The organism is Achromobacter sp. (assembly GCF_036567245.1).
Classification (GTDB): domain Bacteria; phylum Pseudomonadota; class Gammaproteobacteria; order Burkholderiales; family Burkholderiaceae_B; genus Achromobacter.
On record NZ_DATCUY010000172.1, the window covers coordinates 1 to 3,128 of the forward strand.

The 3,128-nt window shown below is 68.2% G+C and carries 5 protein-coding genes and 1 pseudogene; 4 read left to right on the forward strand and 2 right to left on the reverse strand.

Annotation, left to right across the window (positions count from 1 at the left end):
* On the reverse strand, positions 1–543 hold a 543-nt coding region (locus VIR09_RS07360; RefSeq protein ID WP_332012281.1), incomplete at its 3' end, for a thiamine phosphate synthase.
* A complete protein-coding gene (locus VIR09_RS07365; protein ID WP_349259024.1) occupies positions 540–1,349 on the reverse strand; it encodes a bifunctional hydroxymethylpyrimidine kinase/phosphomethylpyrimidine kinase in 810 nt (269 codons plus the stop codon). The genes VIR09_RS07365 and VIR09_RS07360, both read right to left, overlap by 4 nt.
* A 155-nt stretch (positions 1,350–1,504) precedes the next feature.
* Here VIR09_RS07365 and VIR09_RS07370 point away from each other — a divergent pair, with 155 nt between their 5' ends.
* The 4 genes and pseudogenes from VIR09_RS07370 to VIR09_RS07385 all read left to right on the forward strand — a co-directional run.
* The gene (locus VIR09_RS07370) at positions 1,505–1,669 is read left to right on the forward strand and encodes a rubredoxin (protein ID WP_003814980.1); all 165 of its coding nucleotides are present in this window, start codon (positions 1,505–1,507) and stop codon (positions 1,667–1,669) included.
* A gap of 152 nt (positions 1,670–1,821) precedes the next feature.
* Positions 1,822–2,409 (forward strand): YqgE/AlgH family protein, encoded by a 588-nt coding sequence (locus VIR09_RS07375; protein ID WP_332012283.1) that lies wholly within the window; start codon positions 1,822–1,824, stop codon positions 2,407–2,409.
* A complete protein-coding gene (ruvX, locus tag VIR09_RS07380) occupies positions 2,402–2,803 on the forward strand; it encodes a Holliday junction resolvase RuvX (protein WP_013391358.1) in 402 nt (133 codons plus the stop codon). Before VIR09_RS07375 ends, ruvX begins: the two co-directional genes overlap by 8 nt.
* A 21-nt stretch (positions 2,804–2,824) precedes the next feature.
* Positions 2,825–3,128 (forward strand): annotated as a pseudogene (locus VIR09_RS07385) (aspartate carbamoyltransferase); the annotation flags it as partial.

Sequence of the window (3,128 nt, forward strand, 5' to 3'; positions counted from 1 at the left end):
CAGCAGCGCGTTGTCGGGCGTGATGCCGCCGATGGCGACCACCGCGGGCCGGGGCGCGTCGCGCTCTTCGACCAGGCGGCGGGCTTCGGTCAGCACCGACAGGGGCGCGCGCACGGTGTCCGGCTTGACGGTCGAGGTGAACATCGCGCCGAAGGCGATGTAGTCGGCGCCGGCATCCAGCAGTTCGCGGGCGCGGGCCAGGTCGTCGTAGCTGGAGCCGCCCAGGATCAGGTCGGGGCCGGCTTCGGCGCGGATGCGCGCCAGGCTTTCGTCTTCGCGGCCGACGTGGGCGCCGTCGGCGCCGACGTCCAGCGCCAGACGCCAGTCGTCATTGATCAGGAACACGACGCCCAGTTCTCGGCATAGCGGCGCCAGCGCGCGGGCCTGTTCGGCACGCACCGCGTCGGGCACGTTCTTGCGGCGCAACTGCAGCGACCGCATGCCGCCCTCGGCGGCTTTGCGCACGGCCTGCATCAGGCGATCGGTATCGTCCCATTCAGGGGTGACGCCATACAGGCCGGCGGGAAAACGCAGCGGTTTCATTGCGGTTGGATCCGGTTGGGGATGCGCCGGCCCATGCCCGGCAGGAAGCTGGCGGCGACCGCCGTATCGGCGTGCGCCAGGCCCTGGCGCACGGCTTCCGGCATTTCCAGGCCACGCGCCAGCATGGCGGCGATGGCGGTGGCGGCCACGCCGCCGGCGTCGCCGTTGCGGTCCGGGGGCGCTTGCCATGGCAGGATGGCGACCTGGCCGTTCGGGCCGAGCAGCATGTTGGCGTAGTGGCCGGGCCGCTGCGGGCTGCCCAGGACCAGGACCCACTCTGCGCCCGCCGCCACCAGGGCATGCATCGGCGTTGGTGCGTCCCCGATATCAATGTCGCCGTCGGCATGCCATTGCGCCAGGCGCAGGTGCTCGATGATCAGCAGGTCGGTCTGCGGCAGCACCAGCTCCAGGGTCGCGGCCAGCAGGTCGTCGGCCTCGTCCTCGTCGGCGGCGTCGGCTGGCGGCTGGGCGCGCTGGCCCAGATGCAGGACCAGCGGCACCTGGCTGTAGTCGGCGGCGACCTGCGCCGCGACGCTGGCAGTTTCCGCGGTGTATAGTCCGCCCACCTTGATGGCCTGCACGGACATGTCTTCGAGCAGGCAGCGCGCCTGGTCGTCCAGCAGGTCAGGTGTAACGGGATGGATTTCTTCGATGCCGGCGGTATCCCGCACGGTCAGCGCGGTCACGGCCGCAAGGCCATGGCAGCCGAGGCTGGCGCAGGTGACGGCGTCTGCCGGCAAGCCGTCGGAACCCGAGGGGTCGAGCGGACCGAAGACCAAAACGAGAGGGGGAGTAACGGGGGCCACTTGGACAGCGCTAGAGTAGGGGGCGCCCGGACTCATTTGCGGTGAATCAGGGGAACCCCTATTGGGTTTCGGTAAGATTGTCCCCATTCTAATGGAAGCCCCTCACCTTTGCCCTGACGCAGGGCAAAGGCCTGGAATTGATGTAAGAGAGAACTATGCGTACTTGGATGTGTTTGATTTGCGGCTGGGTCTACGACGAAGAGGCCGGCCTGCCCGATGAAGGCATTGCGCCCGGCACCCGCTGGGAAGACGTGCCGCCGAACTGGGTCTGTCCTGAATGCGGCGCCCGCAAAGAGGACTTCGAACTGATGGAAATCTGAGGCCGTAGCGCCGACATATTCCGCCAAGGCTCGTAAGATGGGACTACGCCCCATCCTTCGCAACCGTGGGACGGACTGCCTCCAGGCATGATGCTTGCTGGGCACGAGTGGCCTCCCCACGGTTCTTTCAGATTACCCATGTAGGGGTTGCCATGACGGAAAAACACCACGAAGACGCCACGACAGAGGCGGCCAACTTCGCCAACCAGTTCCTGATCGCCATGCCGGGCATGGTGGAGGGCAGCCTGGCGGGCTCGGTCATCTATGTTTGCGAGCACACCGAACGTGGCGCGCTGGGCCTGGTCATCAACCGGCCCACCGACCTGACGCTGGGCACCCTGTTCGAACGCATCGACCTGACGCTCGAGATCGGTCCCGTGAAGGACACCCTGGTCTTCTTTGGCGGTCCGGTGCAAACCGACCGCGGTTTCGTGCTGCACGCGCCGGCCGGCGATTACAGCTCCAGCATCAAGCTGGGCGACATGGCGCTGACCACCTCGCGCGATGTGCTGCAGGCCGTGGCCGACGGCAAGGGACCGGCGCGCATGCTGGTCACGCTGGGCTATGCCGGCTGGGGCGCGGGCCAGCTCGAAAGCGAGATGGCGCAGAACGCCTGGCTCAGCGTGGGCGCCGACGACAACATCATCTTCGACGTGCCCCCCGAAGAGCGCTATCCGGCCGCGCTGAAGCTGCTGGGCATCGATCCGGTGATGCTGGCGGGCGATGCCGGCCATGCCTGAAGAGACCCTGCTGGCCTTCGATTTCGGCGAGAAGAAGATCGGCATCGCCATCGGCAATACGCTGACGCGCCAGGCGCGTCCGCTGGAAATCATCTTCAGCGAAGTCCGCGAGGCGCGCTTCGGCCGCATCGCGGCGCTCTTGCAGGAGTGGCAGCCCCATCGCGTCGTGGTGGGACTGGCGCTGGATGCCGAGGGCGGAGAACAGCCGGCCACCGCGCGCTGCCGCCGCTTCGCCAATCAACTGCACGGCCGCTTCGGCCTTGCCGTCGAACTGGTCGATGAACGCGGCTCCAGCATGGAGGCGCAGCGCCTGCTGGGCACCCATGCCGCCGACGACGCGATGGCGGCGGCCGTCATCCTGCAACGATACCTGGACACCCTGCCTGCGTCCTGAGGCGCGCGGTCCGGCCTGCCTATGCTCAATCCGCAACTCGATCGCCGCGGCGAACTGATACACCTGCTGACCACCGAAGGGCTGCCCCGGCGGCATGTCGAACGGCTGCTGGAGGTTGCGCGCGGCTTCGCGGCGCGTGTCTATGCTGCAGGCGAGGCACCCGCCGGCCCGTCGTCCGCCATGCCGGTGTTCCTGTGCCTGCCCGATGAGGCCGCACAGGAGCGCGACGCCTTTGCCGCCGCCGCGCAGCGCCTGTCGCTATCGCCGGTGGCATTGGGCCCGCAGGCCGGCGACGCGCTGGCCGAAACCGTTGCCCGACTGGCCC